Origin of the sequence: Colwellia sp. MB02u-6 (genome assembly GCF_014077095.1) — a bacterium.
Lineage (GTDB): Bacteria > Pseudomonadota > Gammaproteobacteria > Enterobacterales > Alteromonadaceae > Cognaticolwellia.
Genome location: NZ_JACGVG010000027.1, coordinates 158,187 through 181,996, shown reverse-complemented (window position 1 = coordinate 181,996; position 23,810 = coordinate 158,187). Strand labels below are relative to the sequence as shown.

Here is a 23,810-nt window from a genome sequence, read left to right as displayed (position 1 = left end):
TGGTCATTTTGCGTTTTTTGATCTTACTTTTGACCTTACGTAGAGCCTAACAAGTCATTTATTATTATAAGCTACCGCCATTATTCACTTGCTGCCATGATTAATCAACAATAAATTGACACTTGTCTGTCATTTTATTGTCAGTTAAGCCTTAGTATTAGTAAGGAAAATATTTGTCCATAAAATTAACTTCAGCTAAATAAATTTATAGGTAATTGAAGCGTGTCAAAAAAACAACGATTAAACGCTGTTAGATAACTCAGTAAAAGCTATCGTTAAATAACTAGCTAACTGCTTGTATTACTGAAAAATATTAACTATTTTTATAAATATAAAAAAGTGGCATGAAATGAGCTTGTAAAAAGGCATTAGATAAAATAGCAAATAACATCCATAGGAATTATTCAATGTTAATTATTAACGGCACGGCTGAGCTGATGAAAAAAAATGGCAGTTTTAATAAAGGTGACAGGCATGAGTTCAATATGTTCTCATTAAATATGCCGCTAGAAGAACAGCTTGTTCAGATAGAGGACTATTTAGTCACACGCGGTTGGGACAATATTGAAGTGGCCGATAACGGCATTGTTACAGATCCTAAAGCCATTGAGCACGGTGTGTTACTCGCCGCTTACGAAAAGGCTAAAAGCGAAGGTTTTGCTGTCACCATTAATAACCAAGCTTTGCTATAATTTATAATATTCAATTTTAAATCTAATGTATTTTAGTATAATAGATTTATTGTCTTACAGTTGGAGATATCTATGACTCACGCGTCATTAAAGAAATATCAACAAATTAACAAAAGCACTGCTCAACAAGCGTCACCTTATCAATTGGTTGCACTGTTATTTCAAAAGTTACTCGATAACATTGCTACCGCTAAAGGCGCTATTATACAAAAAAATTACGCTAAAAAAGGCGCTGAGATTTCAAATGCCATTTCCATTATAGGTGTATTACAAGCCTCACTTGATTTTAAACAAGGCGGTGAAATATCAAATAATTTAGCCTCTATCTACGTTTATTGCTCAGAACAATTACTAGCCGCTAGCTTAAGTAATGATATTGATAAACTCAATGAAATTGCTCAAATATTAATCCCTATTAAGTCAGGCTGGGATAACATACCCCTTGATACTCAACAAGAAGTAAGCTTCTAGTGGCGTTAACAGCCCTTGAAAATTTAACTGATATTATTGAGGTATCTAAAATGCTCCTTAAGCTTTTAGATACCGCAGATATTCAGGGTCAGAGTGAGAATGAAATAGAGAGTGAAATAGAGGGTAGACCTGAGAGTGAAATAGACAGCATAAAAGAGAATAAAAAGTTGATTGCCGAGTCAACCAGCCATGATAGCAGCGAGCAAATTAATACAGCAAAGCTGCTTAAATTGATGAAGCACAGAGAAGAGAAAATTTATCAGTTATTCGAGCACTTTAGCCCCGAAGAATTGCAATTACATCTTGCACAACTGCAAACTATAGCGGCACTCGACAGCCAACTTATTGAAAAAGTCAATCGTACTCAAGAGTCAGCTAAGTCAGAAATATTGACCTTAAAGAAAAACAAAAAGGCGATAAACCTCTATCAAAAACTGTAAAATACTCAGTAGATAACACTATTATTACCATGCCACCTTTTCTAAACTGATCAACAATATAATGCCTGCTGCAGGGGTTTGTTGGTCTATCAGCATATTCCCCCGCTTAACGGTTGTCAGACTGAAGTCCGACCTACAAAACAATTGCCCAACACTATATTTTCACTCGAAGTAACTATATAAATTTAACCTAGGTTTAATCTAGGCTCGATGTAGGTTGGATATGGGCTTGATATCGGTTGGATTTCGGCTGGATGTAGGTTGGACTTCAGTCCAACAAGTTAAATAAAATTTAACCATTTTCAACACAAAAACAGATCAACAACATAATACCCGCTACAGAGATTTTTTGACCTATCAGCATAATCAACCGCTTAACGGTTGTCAGACTGAAGTCCGACCTACAAAAAAATTGTCCAAGGCTGTATTTAGGTTGGATGTGGCCTTGATCTAGGTTTGATGTAGGTTGGACTTCAGTCCAACAAGTTAAATGAAATTTAACCATTTTCAACATAAACACAGATCAACAACATAATACCCGCTACAGAGGTTTATTCGTCTATCAGCATAATCGCCCGCTTAACGGTTGTCAGACTGAAGTCCGACCTACAAAAAAATTTTCCAAGGTTATTTTTAACGATGGTTATTTATTTTTTCTTACCACACCTGGCAAATTATCAAGCTGCTGTTCTAAATAACTACTGGTCGCATTCAAATTAGATACGATCAAATCCATCGCATTATACTGTGCGAATAGTCGTGCTTCTAATGAATCAATACGACGAGTAAAGTCAACGCGTTCATCATCTATTTTTGTTAATTGATTAGTTTTACTGTCAATACGCCCCTCAATTAAACCGCCTGACCCCGTATAAAAGTCAGTTAAGGTTTTAAGTGAAGCAGCAAAACCTGGGGCATCGTCAGAGCCAACAAAAAAGTTTTGCACTCCGCCAACATTCAATGCTATTTGTGCGTTTAAATCTTCACTGTCTAGTTCTAATTTACCAAAGCGGTCTGCACGAACACCTAATTGGTTCAAGGTTAAATTGTCACCGCCACTACTGGCAAATGAGCTACTCAGCTCTTGGCGTAGCTTGCCCATTACACCACGTAATAATGAATCGCCGGCAAGTGGGCCTACTCCATTTTCGCTTGAGGCACCAAGTTGCTTGCTAAGATCAACCAGTTCGTTATAACTTTTTACAAAGCCTTCAATACCGGCTTTAATATTAGTATTATTTTCAGAGACACTCGCCTTGCTGATACTGTCATCAACATCGTGCACTTTTTTTGCTGTAATGGTGATGCCGTCGATAGCATCAACAAACTCATTGCTACTATTGGTAACCACTAAGGCACCATCTATGGTTATTTTTGCGTCTGTTGCTGCACTCGTTTCTGAAAGGTGTGTCGCAAAGGTAGGCGAGTCTGGGTCAGCATCATAAGCTAAACGAGATAAACCCACATTGTCAGTATTGTTGCCGTCAGAAACATCGTTGCTAGTCACTTTAATGGCGTTAGCAAGACCGGTTTCTTTGCTGGTAAAAACAAGATGTTGGCCGTTATCATCGGTAATAATAGTGGCGGTAATTGCGTCGTTATCTAGGCTGTCGTTAACCGAGTCGCGAATATCGCTTAATGTCCCACTGCTTGATACGCTAATATCAAAACTGTTACTACCTGACGCAAAAGTCAAGGTACCTTCACCGACAGCTTCGCTACTGTCAATGCCCGCCGAAACGAGTTTATGCGTGCTGGCGAGTTGGTCGACCTGAACAGAATAACTGCCCACTTCGGCGATTTTTGTACTGCTTAGTGCAACAAAACTATCAGAACCGCTGATATTTCTTTGTTGATATTTATCTGCACTGGCTAAATTTTCGATAGCGTCGGCAACATTTTGCAAACCACCTTTTAGCGCACCAACAGCAGAAATATCGGTTGTTATTGCAGCTTCACGACGATTTAAACGACTTTCAAACGGTGCCCGTTCAGCACCAACAATCGCGTCAACAATTTCAGAAACCTGAAGTCCTGAGCCTATACCTGTAAAGGCAATATCTACCATAATCCCACCAATTTTTGTTGACGTAAGTGCTAGCTAAAAGTATACCTAAATAAGTAACAGCCATTACAAAAATAGCTCATAGAGCGTCAATAATAGCCGTTAAGATAGCTGTTAATCGAGCTTATATTTCTGTATCTATTAAGTTACCGGTCGCATTAGACAATTTAGAAATAATACCCAACACTTCTTCCGACGGATATTGCTTCACTAAATCGCCGGTGCTTTTATCAAGCACTTTAATCACATCGCGTCCTGAGTCTTTATCGACTAAAAATTCTAAACTTCGATTCATTTCACCCATGAAATCTTGCAATTGTTGCGCCACTTTTTCCAATTGCTTGGGTGTCATCGCTGGTATATTGCTTGCTTCCGTTATACTTGTTTTACTTTGCGCTTCCATACGGGCTGTTTTGTTGGCTAAATCGTTTTCAGCCTCTGCTTTATGTAAAGCTGAACGCTCAGCTTTGTCACTGGTTAATTCAATTTTTGTTGAGTTACTTGAATCAACAGCGGTATTGACGGTATTAGTTACATTCATCTCTGACTCCTTTTTATCACCTAAACATTTGACGTTACTGTCTATCATTAATGTTATTTTCAGGTGACATTTCATTCACCATAAAACACAAAAAGGAAGGAGTATTGGCCCCTTCCTTCACTTATGCCACTAATATAAAATCTATCCTAGTGTGAGTTGGAGACCTAACCTAACAAGCTTAATGCCGCTTGTGGTAATTGGTTAGCTTGTGACAAGATTGAGGTACCTGCTTGTTGCAAGATTTGGTTTTTAGTCAAGTTAGCTGTTTCTACCGCAAAGTCAGTGTCTTGAATACGGCCACGTGACGCTGATAAGTTTTCTTGAATATTAGATAAATTACTGATGGTATAGTCAAAACGGTTTTGCACCGCACCTAAATCAGCGCGTTGGCTGTCAATTTGTGCTAATGCGCTATCAATAACGGCTAGGGCACTTTGAGCACCGGCCTCAGTCGAAAGGTTAACTCCTTCAATAGACGAAACAGTTGTAGCACCTATTGCTAACGTCGACGTTGCGCCTGTAACCGTTGTATTACCAGTAGTTGCACCAATGGTTAAACTAGCAGGACTAGCATCGCCTTCAACTGTCGCCGCGCTAAAATCAAGTGTACCTGTAACGTATTGTATCGCTGTAGCGACATCCACAGCATCTGCCGCGGTATTAGTGACTGGTGTTCCAGTTGCAACGCCTAACGAATCAGCAGCAGCAAGTGTGTATATCCCAGTAGCATTACCTGTACCAGTTGCACCTGTACTAGTCATTGTAATGTCCAAGGCTTTACCATCTGCTCTGATAATCGATACGTCGCCACTATCATTGATTGATGCCTTAATACCCGCAGTATCCAAAGCAGAATTGTCGTTGATTGCAGTCATTATAGCAGTTTCAGCATCCCCGACACTAGTGGTAGTATCTATGCCGGTAAGGGTAACACCATCGATTTCTAACTTTAACGAACCGTTAGTTCCAGTGTCAGTACCTGCAGCAGTGGTTACATTGATTAATGCTTCTGTTTGACCGGTAACGCCGCTGATTCCGGCCAGTGCATTGATGCTCGCTGCATTTGCAGCCATGCCATCGCTTAAAGCTACTGCTGTGGTCTTGCCATTAACGCTAACATCTAATGAATCGCCAACCACGGTAGTCGGAGCTGTACCTGCGGTTATCGGGTCAACACCAGTGAAGGTTACACCACCAGTTACAGTGGAGCTGCTTGAACCTATATCCGCAGCGGCTGTACTAGTCATAGTAATAGCAATAGTCTCATTGGCATTAGAACCGACTTGGAAGTTTTTAGAGCCAAAATCACCGTCTAATAACTTTTGACCACCAAATGAGGTCGTATCAGCAATACGGGTTAATTCAGATTGTAAAACTGACACTTCTTTTTGCATGGCGTCACGGTCTTCGGTTGTGTTTGAACCGTTAGCTGATTGTAGCGCTAATTCACGCATACGTTGTAAAATATCAGTAGAGGCCGACATGGCACCCTCTGCGGTTTGTGCCATTGAAATACCGTCGTTAGCATTTCGTTGCGCTACGCCTAAACCATTAATTTGTGAAGTTAAGCGGTTTGAAATTTGTAAACCGGCCGCATCATCTTTGGCGCTATTAATACGCATACCCGATGATAAACGTTCCATTGAGGTGGCTAAATCATTACTAGAATTAGATAAGTTACGTTGTGCGTTTAATGATGCCGTATTGGTGATTACTGAAATAGCCATTTTTAAAACTCCTGATTACAATATGTAATACGTTAGTTAAACAATTTAATAAGTCAGGAACTTCAATTTAGTAATATTTAAATTTTAAAGCACCCGTTCTAAATACTTTAACGGCAGCTCTTCAAATAACTTTACACTTTTTATGAATTTATTTAATAATTAATGTTTTAGCCCATTTTGGCGACTGTAGAGGCGAATTTATTCACCTGGGGATAACATTAAAGAATAATGTCTGCGTTTTAATACTCGGGGTTTGGCGACTGAAGTCGCCCCTACAGTCGCCCCTGCAGAACACACGAACCTGTAGGGGCGAATTTATTCGCCTGGGGATAACATTGAAGAATAATGTCTGCGTTTTAATACTCGGGGTTGGGCGACTGAAGTCGCCCCTGCAGAACACACGAACCTGTAGGGGCGAATTTATTCGCCTAGGGATAACATTGAAGAATAATGTCTGCGTTTTAATACTCGGGGTTTGGCGACTGAAGTCGCCCCTACAGTCGCCTCTACAGAACACACGAACCTGTAGGGGCGAATTTATTCGCCTAGGGATAACATTGAAGAATAATGTCTGCGTTTTAATACTCGGGGTTGGGCGACTGAAGTCGCCCCTACAGTCGCCCCTACAGAACACACGAACCTGTAGGGGCGAATTTATTCGCCGGTCTCATCTTGTAAATACACTGAATCCCAAAATGGATAATTACCGACATGATCAACTAAACCTGCGCGTAATGGATTCGCAACAATATAACGTGATACGGCTAATAAATTTTCTTCGGTTCTGATGGCGTGATCATGAAAACCGCGTTGCCATGAAAAACCGGCCCCTTTTTCATACCGATTAATCGCCCTTGCACTATGCCCTTTTAATGTTTGCATAACTTTTGATAAGTTTTTATCTGACGTTAATTGAAATAACCAATGTAAATGGTCTGGCATAATGACCCAGGTAATAGAGCTTATTTCTTGTTTCGCTACTAATGTTGTCATTTCATTTATCAAAAGGCGAGCGTATTGGACGTTATGAAAAAAGGCCTGACGATTTTCTGTACATGCTGTTATGTGATAAATATGATGTTTAAGTGATGTTCTGCCTGTCATGAGGTTATTACGTGACATAGTCAAAATCCTTTTGATGCAATGTATTTTTATTATAGTCGGATATGTGGATATAACGTCTAAAATGTTATTTGGCATCTGGCGACTGAAGTCGCCCCTACAAAAAGCCCTGCACGCCATGGGAGTTATAAACCCTTGTAGGGGCGAATTTATTCGCCTGAGCGTAAGTGGAATAATAGGGTATTTTGATATCTGCTATCTGGCGACTAAAGTCGCCCCTACAAAAGTCCTGCACACCATACGAATTATGATCCTTGTAGGGGCGAATTTAGTCGCCTGAGCGTAAGTGGAATAATAGGGTATTTTGATATCTGCTATCTGGCGACTAAAGTCGCCCCTACAAAATGCCCTGCACACCATGGGAGTTATAAACCCTTGTAGGGGCGAATTTATTCGCCTGAGCATAAACAGAATAAGAGGGTATTGTGATATTAGCTATCTGGCGATTAAAGTCGCCCCTACAAAAAGCCCTGCACACCATGGGAGTTATAAACCCTTGTAGGGGCGAATTTATTCGCCTGAGCATAAGTGGAATAAGAGGGTATTTTGATATCTGCTATCTGGCGATTAAAGTCGCCCCTACAAAATGCCCTGCACACCATGAGATTTATAAACCCTTGTAGGGGCGAATTTATTCGCCTGAGTATAAATGGAATATAGAGGGTATTTCGATATCTGCTATCTGACGACTGACGTCGCCCCTACAAAAGTCCTGCACGCCATACGAATTATGATCCTTGTAGGGGCGAATTTATTCGCCTGAGCATAAACAGAATAAGAGGGTATTGTGATATTAGCTATCTGGCGACTGAAGTCGCCCCTACAAAAAGCCCTGCACGCCATGCGAATTATGATCCTTGTAGGGGCGAATTTATTCGCCTGAGCATAAACAGAATAAGTGGGTATTTTGATATTAGCCATCTGGCGACTAAAGTCGCCCCTACAAAGTGTTCTACAAAAGCCCTACACATCAAGAAACATTAAATGATAAAAACAAAAAAACCGAACGTAAGTTCGGTTTTTATATTAACCCTATTAAGCCTATTAATACGGTTAAACTATTGGTTAACCGATGAAATTAACCACCAAGTAAACTAATAGCCGCCTGCGGTATTTGATTCGCTTGCGCTAAAATTGAGGTACCCGCTTGTTGCAAGATTTGGTTCTTAGTCAAGTTAGCTGTTTCTACCGCAAAGTCAGTGTCTTGAATACGGCCACGTGACGCTGATAAGTTTTCTTGAATATTAGATAAATTACTGATGGTATAGTCAAAACGGTTTTGCACCGCACCTAAATCAGCGCGTTGGCTGTCAATTTGTGCTAATGCGCTATCAATAACGGCTAGGGCACTTTGAGCACCGGCCTCAGTCGAAAGGTTAACTCCTTCAATAGACGAAACAGTTGTAGCACCTATTGCTAACGTCGACGTTGCGCCTGTAACCGTTGTATTACCAGTAGTTGCACCAATGGTTAAACTAGCAGGACTAGCATCGCCTTCAACTGTCGCCGCGCTAAAATCAAGTGTACCTGTAACGTATTGTATCGCTGTAGCGACATCCACAGCATCTGCCGCGGTATTAGTGACTGGTGTTCCAGTTGCAACGCCTAACGAATCAGCAGCAGCAAGTGTGTATATCCCAGTAGCATTACCTGTACCAGTTGCACCTGTACTAGTCATTGTAATGTCCAAGGCTTTACCATCTGCTCTGATAATCGATACGTCGCCACTATCATTGATTGATGCCTTAATACCCGCAGTATCCAAAGCAGAATTGTCGTTGATTGCAGTCATTATAGCAGTTTCAGCATCCCCGACACTAGTGGTAGTATCTATGCCGGTAAGGGTAACACCATCGATTTCTAACTTTAACGAACCGTTAGTTCCAGTGTCAGTACCTGCAGCAGTGGTTACATTGATTAATGCTTCTGTTTGACCGGTAACGCCGCTGATTCCGGCCAGTGCATTGATGCTCGCTGCATTTGCAGCCATGCCATCGCTTAAAGCTACTGCTGTGGTCTTGCCATTAACGCTAACATCTAATGAATCGCCAACCACGGTAGTCGGAGCTGTACCTGCGGTTATCGGGTCAACACCAGTGAAGGTTACACCACCAGTTACAGTGGAGCTGCTTGAACCTATATCGGCAGCAGCGGTACTAGTCATAGTAACAGCAATAGTTTCATTGGCATTAGAACCGACTTGAAAGTTTTTAGAGCCAAAATCACCGTCTAATAACTTTTGACCACCAAATGAGGTGGTATCAGCAATACGGGTTAGTTCTAATTGTAAAGCTGACGCTTCTTTTTGCATGGCGTCACGGTCATCAGATGAATTTGAACCATTAGCGGATTGCAAGGCGAGTTCACGCATACGTTGTAAAATATCAGTAGAGGCCGACATGGCGCCCTCTGCGGTTTGCGCCATTGAAATGCCGTCGTTAGCATTTCGCTGTGCGACAGCTAAACCATTAATTTGTGTGGTTAAGCGATTTGATATTTGCAAACCGGCCGCGTCATCTTTGGCGCTGTTAATACGCATACCCGATGATAAACGTTCCATTGAGGTGGCCAAATCATTACTAGATTTAGTTAAGTTACGCTGAGCATTCAATGATGCCGTGTTGGTGATTACTGATAAGGCCACGATAGACTCCTAGAAATTAAATTATCTTTAACATAGTGATGTATTAGGTTATGCGTTAGTCGGTTTGCTTTTGTACAAACTACCAACACTTTAGTGTTCAGCCCGTGTTTATCATTACTAAAACTTATTAATGCTAAAACAACTTATGGCTAAAACAACTTATTCAATGCATTTGGGCTTCATTGGCCTTAGTCGCCATGATTTTTGCGATTAAGCTTTACAAGCTAAAACCGTCAGTTTTATGTTTTTCTTTACCTTTATGCTAACTACTTTTACTAAAGCAACATCTGTACCAAAATTAAGCGTTCTAATGTAAATAGAGAGTTTCAGCTTAAATAATACCCAAAAGTGTGATTAAATATAATTAAACAAAGTCAAACTCTGCACTTGCGTAAAGGTTTGCTGCGCCGCTTGCAGCGCTACTTTCGATTGTTCAAAAGTAGAGTATGCTTTGGCAATATCTAAATCTTCAATCGATGATTTACCTGAGGTTAAATACAACTCAGTATCTAAATGGTTACTTTTTTGACGGTCGATAACTTGTAAATTAATACCCGACTCTGCTCGGCTAGACGTTAGGTGGTTAATTGAATCACCTAATTGGTTAAGAATTTGATTATAGTCAACTTGTACTTGTGGGTCTTCTTTGCCACTGGCCTTGTTGTTAATCCAATCAATGGCGGATTTTATTGTCTCAAAAACACCGACATTTTGTTCCGGTGTTAGCGAGAAGTTATCGCCCGGCAACGGGTTGCCACTTAATTTAACCTCAATACCGTTAAAGGCAATGGTTTGCCCTGGTGCGTAATCTGCGATATTGGTCACGTTACCAGCGCCATCAGTAATGCTTAAGTCAGTGGCTGTGCTAAATTCAAAGGTAAAGTCTGCTGGATTTGCCACACTATTATAACGACTCGCATCAGCGACAACGGCCCGTTCAACCGCTATGCCTGAAGTATTGTTATTATAAGTGGCAGAAAAGTCGCCAATAGCATTGGGCACTTTTTGAAACACCTGTTCACCACTTTGATTGGTCGCTATGGTGACGTTTTTGGCTATTTGTAATTCTCTCACGCCACTATCACCCCGATAGTTCACTGAGTTATCGGCTTGTAAAGCAAACGGTGCATCGTCAATTTGGTATCCGGCAAAAACATAACTGCCCGATTGATCTTGGGTATTGGCAATACCGATTATTTGCTCCAAACTTTGGCTCGCCTGTTGGCCCATAGCGGCAAGATCATCGGCTGTGTAAGCACCATTATTAGCTTGTAGCAGTAAGTCTTTTAATTCATTTATCATGCCTTCAGCACTGGCTAGCGAGGTATCAATTAAACTGTTGTGATTTTCTGCTTGGGTAATATTACGTTGATACTTATCAATATTGGCCAAATCATTTTTATAACCAGCTAAGGTGCCATAGGCTACGGCATCGTCTTTGGCGGTTACAACTTGCTTACCAGTAGAAATTTTATTAGCTTGTTCGTTAAGGCTAGACTGCTGATCAGACATTTTTACGCCACTTTGAATATAAAACTGTGCTGTAGAAACGCGCATAATAACTCCTATCTAGTGGCCGCTAGTAATGTGTCGAAAATGGTATTTGCCACTGAAATGATCTGTGACGACGCTTGGTAGGCTTGTTGGTATTTCAATAAGTTTGCCGCTTCTTCATCAAGATTTACCCCTGACTTAGATTGATTGCGGTTATAGGCTTGGGTATACAGTGCCTGCGCTGTGTCGGCAACAAATTCAGCCGAACTGGCATTTGACCCTACATTAGCGCTGGCCGTGGCTAATGCTTGGTTAAAGGTTTGTTTACCGCCCGCTAAAATTTGTTTTTCTTGCGTAGCCGCCATTATGCTGGCATTACTGGCGTTACCTGAGCCAAAAGCATCTGAGATAGTAAATTTTTCACGCGCAAATTCCCCTTGCCCAACGGGTAAACCGGCAATTTCTATTTGAAAAGCAGCGGTTGCTGGCAAGGGTGGCATGTCAATAACCGCTGATGCGCCAGCAGCAAAGTTACCATTGGCTAATAATGGCGCCGGTGGTGGATTAGCCGCGTTATAAACCCGGTATTCGAAAGTGCCTGGCGCACTTTCATAAACATCAACGGTCAATTGTTCATTGCTGCCTTCGGTAAAAGCGCGGGCAATTTCTGGATTCGTTACATTGACAATATTTACCGCGCCATTACTGATGTTGTTATCGTTCGCCGCGACCGAAATGGCAGAGCTTGCGGCTATGCCTTTAGGATCGTTAAGTGTGACATGCATTAATGCGGCGCTGTTTTCGGTTGGGCGCAAGGTAAAACTATCATTTAAATTGGCTGTGCCTGAATTAACGCTAAATTCAAAGCCAAAATCGCTTGGGTAAAGCCCCGAGCCTAAAGGGGACTCAGCTAAGGTGGTTTTGCTGCCATTAAGTTCATTGGTCATAATATAGTCTGAGCCGTCATACTTAAGGCTAAATTCATTGGTCGGCACTAATGAAATGTCAGTGATTTTTATGCCCGCTTGCACATTGCCTGAATTTTTTGATGAGGCGAGTACGCGTGAATTTTGTAGGCTGGTGCTGTTAATATCAGTAAAAATATCTCGGCCCTGCTTGCCATTTAAATCTAGCCCTTGTGCTTGGGTTTGATTTAAGGTTTGTGACACTGACATGGCTAAACGATTGAGTTCGCTGCGCGCTTTGGCAACATGCTCATCACGATATTCTATTTTGGCGGCAATAGCGCCACCCAACTTAGCGCCGTCAATTGCGACCGCACCATTGCGACTGTTTAACTGTAGTTTTGTTTGTAATGGGTCAGGATCGCCCGCTTGCACACTTACCGTTAAAGCCGTAGTACCAGCAACAAGCGTTGCGCCATTGCCGATCATAACGGTCATTAGCCCGTTAGAGTCTTCAATGGTATTAACCGAGGTATATTCACCCAATTGGCTCACCAGTTGGTCGCGTTTGTCTAATAAATCATTGGGTTGGCCGGTTTGATCTAGGTTTTTACTATCTAATATTTGTTCGTTAACTTTGGCCAAATTAAGAGATATTTGCGATATTTTGTTCGCTATTTGCTCGATCTCGCCGTTAGTCGACTTTTTAAGCTGGTCTAAATTATCATTTAAGCTATTAAAATCTTTGGCTAATACCTCGGCTTGGCTGAGCGCGATATTACGTAAACCAATGTCACTTGGGTTGTCAGCAATACCATTAGCCGCTTGATAAAACCGATCAATAGAGCCGCCAATAGCTTCGTTTGAAAATGACATTATTTGATTTAATTGGTTCAGGTCTGTACTAATTGAGTCCGCATTACCTAAGTTACTTTTATTGAGTAATTGTTCTTTATAAGAGAATTGATCGTAGAGCCGAGTAATGTCTTGAACATAAGTACCCGCGCCAATAAAATTACCGCTGATAGTATTTCCTGCCATTGCGGCTTGTTCAGCACGTTGGCGGGTATAACCTTCAGTATTAACGTTAGCAATGTTATGACCTGTAGTGCCCAACTGCTGCTGCGCGGACAGTAAACCACTAACACCAGTTTGATACAGATTAATCGACATGACCTAAACTCCTACAGTAACGTTAATTTCAACAGTGAAATTAGCGGTAAACTTATTTATCTAATAAGCTGGTTACTGTCCGAAGTGTTCCTATGATTTTTTTAGCGTAATCAGGATCTGTGGCATAACCAGCACTTTGTAGGTTATGCAAAAATTGCTCCACATTGGCCGAGTTTTCTAATGCACCCTGATAACGTTCGCTTTTGGTCAACAAATTTAAGTAGTCATCAACACTTTGACCAATAGATTCGTAAACCCTAAACGGTTCACGCTTTTTCACCATAGCGCCATTTTCAAACTCTAAGGTTTCTTTGTGTGTTTTCTCGCCAGCCCAGCGGCTATCGGCTTTAATATTAAATAAGTTATTCGAACTTTCACCTGAATTGGTTTTGATTATTTTTTGACCCCAACCCGTTTCTAGCGCAGCTTGGGCAATAACGACCTCAAAGGGTACGTTGATTTTATCTTGTACACGTTTAGCATCAGCGGTTAAGGCGCTAACAAAATCTTTTGGCTGTTCGAAGGTTGGGCTTTGCATCATGCTGGCCGCTTGGGCAGCAATAGAGCCATTTGTTTGACGATCTTTACTAGAGCCCTGATGCGCTGACGAGTCCTTGACTGTACTGATATTGTTAAGTAATCCCGGTTCGCTAATACGTAAACTGCCACGACTATCAAGATTGCCATCGCTGCGCAAAATATTATGTGGGGTAAAGTTTTCACTGTCACCACCGAGTTGGCGAACAATCAGTTCAGAAAGACCTAAGGCACCATTATTAGACAACTCTAGCGACATTTGTTGATCATGCATGTCACGATAAAATTTCGTCGATTCTGAATTAAATGGGCTATCAGACTCCAACACTTCTTGCGCTTTACGCATGCTTTTCATCAGCATTTGCATAAAAATAGCTTCAAACTGTTTAGCGGCCTGTTCTAATGCGTCTTTTTTACCGGCTTTATCACCCGATTTCGCGTCTTGGCGAATTGAGTTTAAGCCGTTAACGTCTAAAAAGTTTTGTGCGTCTGCAATACGTGTTGTCATAAGCTTTATTTGTTCATTAGATAATGATCAAATCTCCACGTAAGGCACCGGCTTGGTCTAAGGCTTCTAATATCGCCATAACATCACCAGGGCCAGCGCCTACTTGGTTGATAGCCCGCACAAGTGCGTCTAACGTTACGCCGGGGTCAAAAACGAACATCCGTGAGTCATCTTTTTTAACGTCAATAATCGATTGATTGGTCGCTACCGTTACGCCCTCGGCAAAGGCATTGGGCTGTGAAATAGCCGCCACCTCATTAATGGTGACGGTAATGCCGCCATGGGTAATGGCCGCCGGTAATAGGCGAACATCAGCGCCAATAACGATAGTACCTGTGCGTGAGTTAACAATAATTTTTGCCGCTGGCGAACCAGGTTCAAATTCTAAGTTTTCTAATACTGACAAAAAACTCACCCGATCTGCAGCATCTCTAGGCGCAGTCACTTGGACCGACGCTGCGTCAATGGCGCGTGCTGAGCCAGAAATTAAGTTATTAATGGTGTCAGAAAGGCGCTTTGCGGTGGTAAAGTCAGCGTTATGAAGATTAAAAGTAATATGGTCACCTGAAGCAAAGGGCGATAATACTTCGCGCTCAACCATAGCACCATTAGCGATACGGCCCACGGTGGGAGTATTAGCAATCACTTTTGAGCCGTCTAAGCCTTCAGCGCCTAAGCCACTAACAATTAAGCTACCTTGGGCAACTGCATAAGCGTTACCATCTAGTCCCATTAAAATAGTTTGAATTAAAGTACCGCCACGTAAACTTTGTGCGCTCCCCATAGACGAGACGGTAACGTCAATGGTTTGCCCTGGTTTTGCAAATGCAGGTAATTCAGCATGGACCGCCACAGCAGCAACATTTTTAATTTTTGGTTTTAAATTCGCTGGCATTTTAATGCCAAAATTACTTAACATGGTTTTAAAACTTTGCTCGGTAAAAGGGCTTTGCTCACCCGTACCAGGTAAACCCACCACCAAACCATAACCAATTAATTGGTTGCTACGCACACCTGCAACATCAGCTAAGTCTTTAATGCGTTGGGCATTAGCTTCTGGCAATAAAAGCATTAAGGTTAAAAAAGCAAAGCTAACTAAATATTTTTTCATTCTATTATCCTACTATTTTCATTCTATTATCCGACTAAAGAGGCCACCATGAACTATTGAAAAACTTTGACAACCAGCCTTGCTCTTGCACGTCAGCGAATGTCCCGGTACCAGCATATTCAATACGGGCGTTCGCCACTTTACTCGAGGTAACTGTGTTATTTGAACTGATGTCTTGCGAACGAACAATACCTGTTAAGCGAATATATTCATCACCATTATTTAATGACATCCATTTTTCACCACGGATCATTAAATTACCGTTGGGTAAAACTCTCAAGACATGCACCGAAATATTGCCAGCTAAACTGTTGCCCTGATTGGCTTTTGAATCACCTTTAAAATCTGAGCTTTGGTCGTAACCAAATTGTATGGCTTTGTTGTTGAAATTTACCGCTGCACCACCAAAACCAGTAATAGGATTGAGCGTGGCGCTATTGGCTTTTTTAAACTCTGTTTTGGCACTTTTTTGCGCTTGGGTACTTTCACTTAAAATCACGGAAATAATATCGCCAACCCGATGCGCTTTAGAGTCTGAATAGATGTTATTAACATAGTTAACGTTAAAAAGAGAGCCCGTTGGCACTAAAGGTTTATCCTCCATTTCGGGTAAAATGGGGGCAAAATCAGGATCATTAGGCAATGTTTTTTCCTGTTTAGTGCTAGCACAACCCGTGAACAATAACACGACAATACTGACGGTAAAAACTGTGTTTAATAACGAAGTTCGGGTGTTTTTCATGAGACCTTCCTCAACGTTATAGTTGCTGATTAATGTAGCTAAGCATTTCGTCAACTGCAGAAATTACTTTCGAGTTCATTTCATAAACTCGTTGGCTTTCAATCAGGTTAACCAGCTCTTCGGTGGTATTAACATTTGAGGTTTCTAACGCTCCTTGCACTATCATGCCGTAACCCGCTAAACCTGGCACACCCTCTTGTGCCGCACCACTGACTGCAGTTTCAATGTATAAGTTCTGCCCGATGGGCTGTAATCCGGTTGGGTTAACAAAGTTAACGGTATTAATTTGTCCAACTACAGCGGGTTCAGCTTGGCCTTGCAAGGTGACGGAGACTTCACCATCTTGCGAAACAATAATACTTAAGGCATCTTCTGGCACGGTTATTTGCGGTTGCATTAAATAACCTGCGCCTGGGGTCACTATGCTGCCTTCATCGTTCATGGTAAATTGACCATTACGTGAATAAGCAGAAGAGCCGTCAGGCATTAAAATTTCAAACATACCTTCACCTTGGATCATCAGATCTAAGGCATTGTCGGTATTAAGCATGTCACCTTGGGTGTGAATTTTTTGTGTGGCTACCACTTTGGTACCCGCACCTAACATTAACCCTGACGGCATTTCAGTGTCTTGTGCTGAACGCCCACCAGGCTGGTTAATATTTTGATAAAGTAAGTCTTCAAATACCGCGCGACTCTTTTTAAAACCAATGGTACTGGCGTTGGCTAGATTGTTGGAAATAACCGCAATCTCTTTGGTTTGGGCGTCTAAGCCTGTTTTACTGATCCATAATGCTGGATTCATACATCACCTCGAAAAATTTTATTTAGAACGCTTTTAATAATGAAGCGGCACTTGCGTCAATTTCTTCTGCGGTTTTCATCATTTTTAACTGCATTTCAAATTGACGCTGTAGTGCGATCATATCGGTCATTTCACTGATAGGGTTTACGTTACTAGACTCTAATGCCCCACTCGCCATTTTTACCGTGACATCGGCCGGTTCATTGTTGCCGTCTTGACGACGAAATAAGCCATCACTGCCTTTTTCTAGCAGGCGATTATCTGGCTTAACAAATTTAATTCTGCCCACTTCTTCTTGAGCAGAGCTTGGTGCTCCTTCAGGCTGAACCATAATGGTGCCGTCAGATGTGATATTGATATTACTCACAGGTAGAGGTAAAAAAATTGGCCCACGGTCGCCAATCACTATGTCACCTCTTGACGTTTCAAGTGCCCCGTTGTCGTTTAACTTCAACTGACCATTGCGGGTATAGGCTTCATTGCCATCTTCGGTTTGTACCGTTAACCAACCTTGGCCTTGAATGGCAATATCAAGATCACGTCCTGTGGTCAATAAAGCACCAGTGTCAAAGTTTTGGCCTGCTCGTTCGGTCATTGAAAATACCCGAGAAGGCATGCCTTCACCAAAAGCTTGCATGGATCTAGCATTGGCTAAATCCGCTTTAAAGCCGGTAGTTTTGGCGTTAGCGAGGTTGTTAGCATTGACTGATAAGGCTTGCATGTTTTGCTTTGCACCACTCATGGCGATATACAGCATCTTATCCATAATGAACTTCACTCAATAATATTAGTAATATTGAAATTGTTGCAAATAAAGTGCCAAAAGTTAAGAAGGCTAATAAGCTAGAATAAAAATGGCATTAAGCTTATGATCTGATGACTTTTTTACTAACAGCTTGTTGCTAAAAGCTGAACACTTTTTTACTGACAGCTATTGCTTTGCAGGCTGTATGTCTTGAGCATAAAAAAGCCAGATATCAATGGATGATTATCTGGCTTTTTATTTTCATTAGGCTCAATAATTAGCGCTGAACGCTATAAATTAATCTCTTGGTTATGAGCAATTATTGTCTATTGCTCTTAACCACTATCAAGATTGACCACTATTGAGATTATCGAATTTGTAAAATGGTTTGGTTTAACTGATTATCAACTTCGAGTGCTCTAGAGTTAGCTTGGAAATTTCGTTGCGCCGAGATTAAGTCAATTAACTCAGAGGTTAAATTAACATTAGATTGCTCTAATGCTGAAGAACTTATCGAACCAAAGGTACCCGTGCCCGCTTCACCCGCTAGCGCTTCTCCAGAGGTAATACTTTCTTTCCAGCCGGTGCTGCCAATCTGTTTTAAGCCCTGATCATTGGCAAAACTTACCATAGCAATTCGTGATAAAGGCTCTGAAGTACCATTACTGTATGTCGCTCTTACCAAACCATCACCACCGATATCAATACCGGTTAATCGACCAACCGCTAGTCCATCTTGTTGTAAAGAGGTAACTTCAAAGCTGGAAGCAAACTGTGTGGGTTCATTTGGATTCGGACCTGAGGGATCTAAATTAAAGTTAACGCTTATGGTCTGAGTAGGATCTGCACCGTTCGATAAAATGTTACCGCCAAGGGGGCCAGTAGTTATTCCGCCGTCAGCTAAACTTGGCACTATGCCAGTAAAATCGCCTACTGAATTAAATTTTAATCTCGCACCAACAACTCCGGGCGCCGCCCCCGCAATAGGGTTAGTCTGTCCAGGATCAGCCTCTAAATCAACCATCTCACCATCAACAGAGGTAAACATCATCCACTCATTCGGTTTGCTACTTGGATCATCTTTGACAAAGTAATAAGTCATAATATGACTGTCACCGAATGAGTCAAATACCGTTGCTGATGTTGAATGATTAAATGTTGATGGATTATTGGAATCAAAGTTTCCTGGTGCAGATTTAATATAGGCTTCACCTGCGGGTAAATTCATTCGCAGATTAACTTCCGAGGTTTTTTCTGGTGCACCTGAGGCGGTTGGAATACGAATAGGCTCAGCGGTACTTAAACTGACTGAGGTCGATGAACCGTCGCCATTAACAGGAAAACCCAATAAGTGGCCACCTTGAGAATTAACAATAAAATTGTCTTGGTTCAATTTAAACTGACCCGCTCGGGTATATGAGGTATCTAAACTACCAAGTTCTGGTACGGTAGCAAAAAATCCATTACCGTTAATCGCCAAATCTAAAGAGTTATTGGTAAACTTAATACTACCTTGTGAAAATTGTTGCGCCGCATCAGCCGTCAAAACACCGTCACCCACTTTAGTTTTACCGGCTGATAAAAGTGAAGATGCATAAACGTCAACAAACTCTGCTCGTGATTCTTTAAAGCCAGTGGTGTTTACATTGGCAATGTTGTTGGATGTTATATCCAAATCTTTCTGAGCTGCGTTTAATCCGCTCAATGCTATATTAAATGACATAATTTCACCTCATACAAAAAATTGTTTAATTAACCTTGAGAAACTTCGACCACGTCAGAAAGCTTCATGGTGCTGCCACCGTTAAGATTTAATAAAATACTTCCGCCGTTGCCAGCCAAAGTGACACTGTCTACCTTACGATAAGTCATCGCTTGCAATTCTGATGCATTACCATCGACTAAGCCGGCAACACGAAAACGATAAGCTCCTTCTGGTGCAGATTCGCCATTGCTGCCTTTCCCGTCCCAAGTAAAGGTAAATTCACCTGCAGATACGTCACCTACAGGTACGGTCTGAATAACTTCACCGGCAACATTTTCTACATAAATATTGACATTACTTGCCGCTTGGTCGGTTACTAACTTACCTTTTACCGCTTGACCTTCTTCCATACCAAAGACGTTGTCTTCAACTAAGACACTACGACCAACCAGCGTCGATGCCTGTAGGGCTTGGCTAGACGACATTGAAGCAGCAAAACTGGAAAATTGATCGTTTAACTTTGTCACGCCATCAGTGGTTGAGAATGCCGTCATCTGAGATATCATCTCATTATTTTCAACCGGCTTAGTTGGGTCTTGATTTGAAAGTTCTTGGGTGAGCAACGCGAAAAAATCTTCCTGCGTTAACATACCGCGTGTGTCATCGGCCTCAGGAGTTGAATTCTCTTGTTGCCAACGAATATTATCTAATAGGCTAGAGCCAGATACTGTTTCCATGATAAGTCCTATTTAACCTTAGCGTTGACCAAGTGTTAGCGTTTTATTCAGCATGTTCTTTGCTGACTCCGCTAATTGCACATTGGTTTGATATGAACGAGAAGCAGAGATCATGTTGGTCATTTCTTCAATTACGTTAACGTTCGGCTTGTAAATATAGCCCTCTCCGTCAGCCATTGGATGATCCGGAGCATATTCAACATTAAGTGGCTTATTACTTTCAACAATGCCAAGGACTTGTACACCTACCGACTCATTTTGCCCACCGGCAGCTTTTTGCATCTCGGCGGCAAAAACTGGATGGCGGGCACGATAGGTTTCACCGACACTACTACTGACACTATCAGCGTTAGCGATATTACTCGCGGTGGCATTTAAGCGCACTGATTGTGCGCTCATGCCTGAACCGGAAATAGAAAATACATTAAATAGGCTCATTATTATTGCCCTCCAGTGATTGCTTTTTTCAAGCCTTTAATCTTACTGTTAAGAAATTGTAGGCTTGCTTGATATTCCATAGAGTTTTCTAGATACAAGTTTCGTTCCACTTGTACGTCTACGCTATTACCGTCACCTGTATCGGCTTGATCAGGTACACGAAAACCGACACCGTTATTAAGTTCCATACGCACGTCGAAATGTTTCTCGTTGGTACGGGTCATACCGGTTTGTTGTTTTGAGGCGGCTTGTGCTAATGCGGCTTTGAAGTCCATTCCTTTGGCTTTGTAGCCTGGTGTGTCGGCATTGGCAATATTACTGGCAATAAGTTCAGCGCGTTGAGCACGCAATTGTAGACCTTGCGGGTGAATACCGAATGCTTTATCAAAACTAATAGCCATAAAAAAATACCTCCAGAAGAATGGAGGTATTTATTCAATATTCATGCCAAGGTTATACGGAAAGGTTATTTTTTTTGGTAAACAATACCAGGATTACAGCGGATCATGTTAAAATCTTGGCTAATACCTGACAGTGATTCTGAGGCACCCAGAAATAAAAAGCAGTCTTTTTTTAAGGTCGCGTGTATTTGAGAAATTATTTTTGATTTGAGTTCAGGAGCAAAGTAAATCAAGACGTTACGACAAAAAACCAAATCAAACTGGCCCATTAAACTATAACTATTTAACAAGTTAAGTTGGCGAAAACTGACCATTTTCTTAATCACGTCTTTCACCTTTAACGTACCATTACCACTACTTTCAAAGAATTGTCGTTGCCGCTCCAAAGATAAGCCTCGTGCTAAGGCTAAACTGTCATAATGAGCATGTTTGCAATGATCTAACATGCTAGTAGATATATCAGTGCCAATAATTTGAACACCGCCAGGAAATGCGCCCGGGTTACTCTGCTGAAATTCATAAACCGCCATGGCAATTGAATAGGGCTCTTGTCCTGATGAACTTGCCGCTGACCAAATTTTTAATGGCGCTCGCTGATTTTTAAAGCCTGGCAGTAGATCTTTTTTCAATAGTTCAAAGGGATAGCCATCTCGAAACCATAAGGTTTCATTGGTGGTCATGGCATCAATAACGGCAGCGCGTAATTGTCGTTTAACGGGATTAAGTGTTTGCGCGACGAGTTCAGACAAAGACCCGACATCAAATTTTGCCATCAGAGGTGCGAGGCGACTTTTCACCAGGTACTGTTTGCTTTCACCTAAAACAATGCCGCATTGCTGCTCTAAAAACAGTCTAAATTGATGATAACTTTTATCATCAAGTTGTTTAGTTAACACTAGCTGTAGTCCACCTTATTTAAATACTGCAAACTAAGATTAAGAAATCTCATCATGCTTTAGCCACTTTTTAACCGCAATCGCTAACTCGTCGGGATGAAATTTAGGAATAAAATCTTCAGCTCCTACTTTTTCTATCATGGCATTGTTAAAAACACCACTTAGTGAAGTATGCAGAATAACCGGCATATCTTTCATGCGATCATTCTGCTTAATTTCTGCTGTTAGGGTATAACCGTCCATCACAGGCATTTCAATATCAGAAATCAACAAAGCGACTTTTTCAGTGATGCTGTTTTTACACCCTTGATCAATTTCCTGTAATTGCTCAAGTGCTTCTTGACCATTTTTTGCTAACAGCATGGTTAAACCCAAAGGTTCAAGAGCACGTTTCACCTGATTTCGTGCCACGGTAGAGTCATCAGCAATCATAATCACTCGTTCACCAATAGCTGCTCCAACGCTTGCATCAGCAATACCTTCGCTTAACTCTGTTGAAATAGGATTGATTTCATTGATAATTTTTTCAACATCAAGAATCGATACCAGTTCATCGTCAATTTTGGTAACCGCCGTAAGGTAGCTTAACTTTCCCGCACCTTCTGGCGGCGGCATAATGTCTTTCCAGCTTAAGGTTACAATGCGCTCTACACCGGCAACAAGAAAACCCTGCACAGTTCGGTTATACTCAGAAATAATAACAAAGCTGCTTTCTGTTTGTACAATTGCCGGACCACCCGTGGCTTTACTTAGGTCAATAACCGAAATAGTTTGACCACGAATATGGGCAACACCTTTAACAAATTTGTTTTGCTTAGGTAATACGGTCAACCTAGGACATGGCATAACTTCACGCACTTTAAATACGTTGATACCAAAACGCTGTTTACCAATGAGTTTAAATAACAACAACTCCAGTCGGTTCTCGCCAACTAATTGGGTACGTTGATTAACTGTGTCTAATATACTTGCCATAAAAACCTCTTTGGTATGCCAATGTAAGTATAACAAAGGCACGATTCTTGATTGTTTTAACGTTTAAAGCATTAGCATTGCAACAACGTGAATACTTTGACGTTATTCGTGCTAAATTGTACTGAATTAAACTTAATTAAGTTTGGACGGGTATTTTTATTTTCCTAGCAGTCAGATATAACTTATGAACAAATTAAAGATAGTAATAGCAATCACCCTTATTTATTTGGCCAGTATTAACGCTAGTTCAGCCATGACATTCGATCGTGATTATCTCTATAACTTTATCAAATCCTATGTTGAAGACAATGTCAGTTTGCCTGCGCGAGGAAAACTGAAAATTGAAGTTTCTGAAATAGATCCCCGAATTACATTACAGCCTTGTTTATTGCCATTAAGGGCAAATATACCTGAAAAACATATCGGTAGAAACGTAAATGTTAAAATTGTTTGTCCTGACGAAGAATCTTGGCAGTTGTATATCCCCGTAAAAATTCACACTATTGTACCGGTATTGGTAACGCGGATGCGAATAAGCAAAGGCACTTTGCTCAGTAACGCTAATATCGAAATTATATTTAAAGATAATGGGCAAATACGGGGTACAGTGCTGACCAACCCTAAAGTAGTGGTGGGTGCTCGCACAAAAAGAAACTTGTCTCAAGGTAGCGCTATTACTAATCAAAACACCTGTTTTGTTTGTAAAGGCGAGCCAGTAAATATTATTGCTAAGTCGGAACACTTTGAAATTAAGTCTTTTGGCATTGCCTTAAATGACGGTAGTTTAGGCGAAATTATATCGGTGCGAAATAGGAAGTCTGGTCGCGTGGTTCAGGGGCAAGTTAACGCTATTAACCAAGTGATAATTAATTTATAATAATTGCTTAAGTTTTATGCTGTTCTGCCGATAAAGGGTTAGAAACCAATAACTGTTGT

At 41.2% G+C, this 23,810-nt stretch carries 22 protein-coding genes; 4 read left to right on the top strand and 18 right to left on the bottom strand.

Annotated features, from left to right (window positions below; genetic code table 11):
• The first annotated feature begins 407 nt into the window (after positions 1–407).
• The 3 genes from H4J46_RS03205 (at position 408) to H4J46_RS03195 (ending at position 1,603) form a co-directional block, all read left to right on the top strand.
• Positions 408–692, top strand: a complete 285-nt coding sequence (locus tag H4J46_RS03205) for a hypothetical protein (RefSeq protein WP_182232113.1) — start codon at positions 408–410, stop codon at positions 690–692.
• 72 nt (positions 693–764) lie between these two features.
• Positions 765–1,163: a flagellar export chaperone FliS gene (fliS, locus tag H4J46_RS03200; protein ID WP_182232112.1), complete on the top strand. Its 399-nt coding sequence runs from the start codon at positions 765–767 to the stop codon at positions 1,161–1,163.
• Positions 1,164–1,213: 50 nt separating this feature from the next.
• Positions 1,214–1,603 carry a hypothetical protein gene (locus H4J46_RS03195; protein WP_182232111.1) on the top strand — a complete coding sequence of 130 codons (390 nt, stop codon included), beginning with the start codon at positions 1,214–1,216 and terminating at the stop codon, positions 1,601–1,603.
• A gap of 643 nt (positions 1,604–2,246) precedes the next feature.
• On the opposite strand, the gene fliD is transcribed toward H4J46_RS03195, so the two are convergent.
• The 18 genes from fliD to H4J46_RS03105 all read right to left on the bottom strand — a co-directional run bounded on the left by fliD (position 2,247) and on the right by H4J46_RS03105 (position 22,874).
• Positions 2,247–3,671, bottom strand: a complete 1,425-nt coding sequence (gene fliD / locus H4J46_RS03190) for a flagellar filament capping protein FliD (RefSeq protein WP_182232110.1) — start codon at positions 3,669–3,671, stop codon at positions 2,247–2,249.
• Positions 3,672–3,792: 121 nt separating this feature from the next.
• Positions 3,793–4,209, bottom strand: a complete 417-nt coding sequence (locus H4J46_RS03185) for a flagellar protein FlaG (RefSeq protein WP_182232109.1) — start codon at positions 4,207–4,209, stop codon at positions 3,793–3,795.
• Positions 4,210–4,373: 164 nt separating this feature from the next.
• Positions 4,374–5,936 (bottom strand): flagellin, encoded by a 1,563-nt coding sequence (locus H4J46_RS03180; RefSeq protein ID WP_182232108.1) that lies wholly within the window; start codon positions 5,934–5,936, stop codon positions 4,374–4,376.
• A 654-nt stretch (positions 5,937–6,590) separates the two neighbouring features.
• Complete coding sequence (locus tag H4J46_RS03175) at positions 6,591–7,058, bottom strand: REP-associated tyrosine transposase (protein ID WP_182232107.1); 468 nt, start codon at positions 7,056–7,058, stop codon at positions 6,591–6,593.
• Between the two features lie 1,078 nt (positions 7,059–8,136).
• Positions 8,137–9,702 (bottom strand): flagellin, encoded by a 1,566-nt coding sequence (locus H4J46_RS17495; RefSeq protein WP_182232106.1) that lies wholly within the window; start codon positions 9,700–9,702, stop codon positions 8,137–8,139.
• Between the two features lie 354 nt (positions 9,703–10,056).
• Positions 10,057–11,259, bottom strand: coding sequence for a flagellar hook-associated protein FlgL (gene flgL / locus H4J46_RS03165; protein ID WP_182232105.1), 1,203 nt, complete (start codon positions 11,257–11,259; stop codon positions 10,057–10,059).
• Positions 11,260–11,267: 8 nt separating this feature from the next.
• Positions 11,268–13,274 carry a flagellar hook-associated protein FlgK gene (gene flgK / locus H4J46_RS03160; RefSeq protein WP_182232104.1) on the bottom strand — a complete coding sequence of 669 codons (2,007 nt, stop codon included), beginning with the start codon at positions 13,272–13,274 and terminating at the stop codon, positions 11,268–11,270.
• Positions 13,275–13,326: 52 nt separating this feature from the next.
• Positions 13,327–14,319, bottom strand: coding sequence for a flagellar assembly peptidoglycan hydrolase FlgJ (gene flgJ, locus H4J46_RS03155; protein ID WP_182232103.1), 993 nt, complete (start codon positions 14,317–14,319; stop codon positions 13,327–13,329).
• 16 nt (positions 14,320–14,335) lie between these two features.
• Positions 14,336–15,430, bottom strand: coding sequence for a flagellar basal body P-ring protein FlgI (locus H4J46_RS03150; protein WP_182232102.1), 1,095 nt, complete (start codon positions 15,428–15,430; stop codon positions 14,336–14,338).
• A 34-nt stretch (positions 15,431–15,464) separates the two neighbouring features.
• The gene (gene flgH, locus H4J46_RS03145) at positions 15,465–16,172 is read right to left on the bottom strand and encodes a flagellar basal body L-ring protein FlgH (protein ID WP_182232101.1); all 708 of its coding nucleotides are present in this window, start codon (positions 16,170–16,172) and stop codon (positions 15,465–15,467) included.
• Between the two features lie 16 nt (positions 16,173–16,188).
• Positions 16,189–16,977: a flagellar basal-body rod protein FlgG gene (gene flgG, locus H4J46_RS03140; RefSeq protein WP_182198463.1), complete on the bottom strand. Its 789-nt coding sequence runs from the start codon at positions 16,975–16,977 to the stop codon at positions 16,189–16,191.
• 22 nt (positions 16,978–16,999) lie between these two features.
• Positions 17,000–17,743 carry a flagellar basal-body rod protein FlgF gene (gene flgF / locus H4J46_RS03135; RefSeq protein WP_182232100.1) on the bottom strand — a complete coding sequence of 248 codons (744 nt, stop codon included), beginning with the start codon at positions 17,741–17,743 and terminating at the stop codon, positions 17,000–17,002.
• Positions 17,744–18,089: 346 nt separating this feature from the next.
• Positions 18,090–19,445, bottom strand: a complete 1,356-nt coding sequence (flgE, locus tag H4J46_RS03130; protein ID WP_182232099.1) for a flagellar hook protein FlgE — start codon at positions 19,443–19,445, stop codon at positions 18,090–18,092.
• A 29-nt stretch (positions 19,446–19,474) separates the two neighbouring features.
• The gene (locus tag H4J46_RS03125) at positions 19,475–20,164 is read right to left on the bottom strand and encodes a flagellar hook assembly protein FlgD (RefSeq protein ID WP_182232098.1); all 690 of its coding nucleotides are present in this window, start codon (positions 20,162–20,164) and stop codon (positions 19,475–19,477) included.
• An 18-nt stretch (positions 20,165–20,182) separates the two neighbouring features.
• The gene (flgC, locus tag H4J46_RS03120) at positions 20,183–20,602 is read right to left on the bottom strand and encodes a flagellar basal body rod protein FlgC (protein ID WP_182232097.1); all 420 of its coding nucleotides are present in this window, start codon (positions 20,600–20,602) and stop codon (positions 20,183–20,185) included.
• A 2-nt stretch (positions 20,603–20,604) separates the two neighbouring features.
• Positions 20,605–21,003 carry a flagellar basal body rod protein FlgB gene (flgB, locus tag H4J46_RS03115; RefSeq protein ID WP_182232096.1) on the bottom strand — a complete coding sequence of 133 codons (399 nt, stop codon included), beginning with the start codon at positions 21,001–21,003 and terminating at the stop codon, positions 20,605–20,607.
• A gap of 65 nt (positions 21,004–21,068) precedes the next feature.
• Positions 21,069–21,899 (bottom strand): protein-glutamate O-methyltransferase CheR, encoded by an 831-nt coding sequence (locus tag H4J46_RS03110; protein WP_182232095.1) that lies wholly within the window; start codon positions 21,897–21,899, stop codon positions 21,069–21,071.
• Between the two features lie 39 nt (positions 21,900–21,938).
• Entirely contained in the window at positions 21,939–22,874 is a 936-nt protein-coding gene (locus H4J46_RS03105) for a chemotaxis protein (RefSeq protein WP_182232094.1), read from the bottom strand.
• A 184-nt stretch (positions 22,875–23,058) separates the two neighbouring features.
• Here H4J46_RS03105 and flgA point away from each other — a divergent pair, with 184 nt between their 5' ends.
• A complete protein-coding gene (gene flgA, locus H4J46_RS03100; RefSeq protein WP_182232093.1) occupies positions 23,059–23,751 on the top strand; it encodes a flagellar basal body P-ring formation chaperone FlgA in 693 nt (230 codons plus the stop codon).
• Positions 23,752–23,810 lie beyond the last annotated feature (59 nt).

What these genes read in the sequence shown, in the direction of transcription:
- H4J46_RS03205 (WP_182232113.1), top strand. Translation starts at nt 408, where the DNA reads ATGTTAATTATTAACGGCACGGCTGAGCTGATGAAAAAAAATGGCAGT.
- fliS (WP_182232112.1), top strand. Translation starts at nt 765, where the DNA reads ATGACTCACGCGTCATTAAAGAAATATCAACAAATTAACAAAAGCACT.
- H4J46_RS03195 (WP_182232111.1), top strand. Translation starts at nt 1,214, where the DNA reads ATGCTCCTTAAGCTTTTAGATACCGCAGATATTCAGGGTCAGAGTGAG.
- fliD (WP_182232110.1), bottom strand. Translation starts at nt 3,671, where the DNA reads ATGGTAGATATTGCCTTTACAGGTATAGGCTCAGGACTTCAGGTTTCT.
- H4J46_RS03185 (WP_182232109.1), bottom strand. Translation starts at nt 4,209, where the DNA reads ATGAATGTAACTAATACCGTCAATACCGCTGTTGATTCAAGTAACTCA.
- H4J46_RS03180 (WP_182232108.1), bottom strand. Translation starts at nt 5,936, where the DNA reads ATGGCTATTTCAGTAATCACCAATACGGCATCATTAAACGCACAACGT.
- H4J46_RS03175 (WP_182232107.1), bottom strand. Translation starts at nt 7,058, where the DNA reads ATGTCACGTAATAACCTCATGACAGGCAGAACATCACTTAAACATCAT.
- flgL (WP_182232105.1), bottom strand. Translation starts at nt 11,259, where the DNA reads ATGCGCGTTTCTACAGCACAGTTTTATATTCAAAGTGGCGTAAAAATG.
- flgK (WP_182232104.1), bottom strand. Translation starts at nt 13,274, where the DNA reads ATGTCGATTAATCTGTATCAAACTGGTGTTAGTGGTTTACTGTCCGCG.
- flgJ (WP_182232103.1), bottom strand. Translation starts at nt 14,319, where the DNA reads ATGACAACACGTATTGCAGACGCACAAAACTTTTTAGACGTTAACGGC.
- H4J46_RS03150 (WP_182232102.1), bottom strand. Translation starts at nt 15,430, where the DNA reads ATGAAAAAATATTTAGTTAGCTTTGCTTTTTTAACCTTAATGCTTTTA.
- flgH (WP_182232101.1), bottom strand. Translation starts at nt 16,172, where the DNA reads ATGAAAAACACCCGAACTTCGTTATTAAACACAGTTTTTACCGTCAGT.
- flgG (WP_182198463.1), bottom strand. Translation starts at nt 16,977, where the DNA reads ATGAATCCAGCATTATGGATCAGTAAAACAGGCTTAGACGCCCAAACC.
- flgF (WP_182232100.1), bottom strand. Translation starts at nt 17,743, where the DNA reads ATGGATAAGATGCTGTATATCGCCATGAGTGGTGCAAAGCAAAACATG.
- flgE (WP_182232099.1), bottom strand. Translation starts at nt 19,445, where the DNA reads ATGTCATTTAATATAGCATTGAGCGGATTAAACGCAGCTCAGAAAGAT.
- H4J46_RS03125 (WP_182232098.1), bottom strand. Translation starts at nt 20,164, where the DNA reads ATGGAAACAGTATCTGGCTCTAGCCTATTAGATAATATTCGTTGGCAA.
- flgC (WP_182232097.1), bottom strand. Translation starts at nt 20,602, where the DNA reads ATGAGCCTATTTAATGTATTTTCTATTTCCGGTTCAGGCATGAGCGCA.
- flgB (WP_182232096.1), bottom strand. Translation starts at nt 21,003, where the DNA reads ATGGCTATTAGTTTTGATAAAGCATTCGGTATTCACCCGCAAGGTCTA.
- H4J46_RS03105 (WP_182232094.1), bottom strand. Translation starts at nt 22,874, where the DNA reads ATGGCAAGTATATTAGACACAGTTAATCAACGTACCCAATTAGTTGGC.
- flgA (WP_182232093.1), top strand. Translation starts at nt 23,059, where the DNA reads ATGAACAAATTAAAGATAGTAATAGCAATCACCCTTATTTATTTGGCC.